At 71.3% G+C, this 1539-nt stretch carries 1 pseudogene; it reads left to right on the top strand.

Annotated elements, in window-relative coordinates:
• Positions 1–1539 (top strand): annotated as a pseudogene (locus tag J1M38_RS00140) (DNA polymerase III subunit alpha); the annotation flags it as partial.

Here is a 1539-nt window from a genome sequence, read left to right as displayed (position 1 = left end):
AGGCCTGCGCGCTCGACCCCGAGACCGACCTCGGCTGGGGCGTGCCCCGCGTCCCCGAGGCCGCCGTCATCGGCATCGACGGCCCCCCGGAGCACGTGCTGCGCGAGCGCACCCGCACCGGCCTCCTCGCCCGCTACCCCCACCTCCACACCGGGGGAGGCCTCCCCGGCACCAGCCAGGCGGCCCGGGACCTGCAGGACCGCGCCGAACACGAGCTCGGCATCATCACCCGACTCGGCTTCTCCTCCTACTTCCTCACCGTGGCCGCCGTCGTCGACCTCATCGAGGGCATGGGCATCCGCGTGGCCGCCCGCGGCTCCGGCGCCTCCTCCCTCGTCAACCACGCCCTGCGGATCTCCCATGTCGACCCCATGGCCAACGGCCTGATCATGGAGCGCTTCCTCTCCACCGACCGCTCCACCCTCCCGGACATCGACATCGACGTGGAGTCCGCCCGCCGCCACGAGATCTACCATGCCGTCGTCGAGCGCTTCGGCGCCGAGCGCACCACCCTCATGAGCATGCAGAACGCCTACCGGGCCCGCGGCGCCGTCCGCGACGCCGGCCTCGCCCTCGGCATGCCCGAACCCGAGGTGGACGCCATCGCCAAGCAGCTCTGGCGCTTCTCCGCCTCGAACTTCCGCGAGGCCCTCCAGCGCATGCCCGAACTCGGCGGCCTCTCCCGCCGCATCGAGTCCGGCCGCGCCGAGGGCGACCGCCAGCTGGACCTGCTCGTCGACCTCACCGAACGCCTCGACCGCCTGCCCCGCCACATCTCCATGCACCCCTGCGGCGTCATCCTCGGCGACGCCGCCCTGCTGCACCGCACCCCCGTCCAGCCCTCCGGCATGGGCCTGCCCATGAGCCAGTTCGACAAGCACGACATGGACCCCATGGGCTTCCTCAAGCTCGACATCCTCGGCGTGCGCATGCAGTCCGCCATCGCCTACACGATCGCCGAGGTCGAACGCACCACGGGCGAGCGCATCGACCTCGAACAGGTGCCCCTGGACGACGACGCCACCTATGCGATGATCCGCACCACCCACACCCTCGGCTGCTTCCAGATCGAGTCCCCGGGCCAGCGCGAACTCGTCGGCAAACTCGCCCCCCGCGAGTTCAACGACCTCACCGTGGACATCTCCCTCTTCCGCCCCGGCCCCATGCAGTCCGACATGGTCCGGCCCTTCCTCGAACAGCGGCACGGCTGGGCACCCGCCCACTACCCGCACCCCGACCTGCGGCCCGTCCTCGCCGAGACCCACGGGGTCACCGTCTTCCACGAACAGGTCCTACGCACCATGGACGTCATGACCGGCTGCGGACTGGCCCGCGCCGACGAGCACCGCCGCCTCCTCGGCGGCCCGCAGGAACACCTCGTCGAAGAGGCCTTCCGCACCGGCGCCCTCGCCCGCGGCTACTCCCTCGAAGTCATCGACGAGGTCTGGGCCACCCTCTCCGCCTTCGGCTCCTTCGGCTTCTGCAAGGCCCACGGCGCCGCCTTCGCCGTCCCCACCTACCACTCCGCCTGTCTCTTAT

Origin of the sequence: Micrococcus sp. KRD070 (assembly GCF_017168435.1) — a bacterium.
Lineage (GTDB): Bacteria > Actinomycetota > Actinomycetes > Actinomycetales > Micrococcaceae > Micrococcus > Micrococcus luteus.
This window is presented reverse-complemented; position numbering and strand designations above follow the sequence as displayed.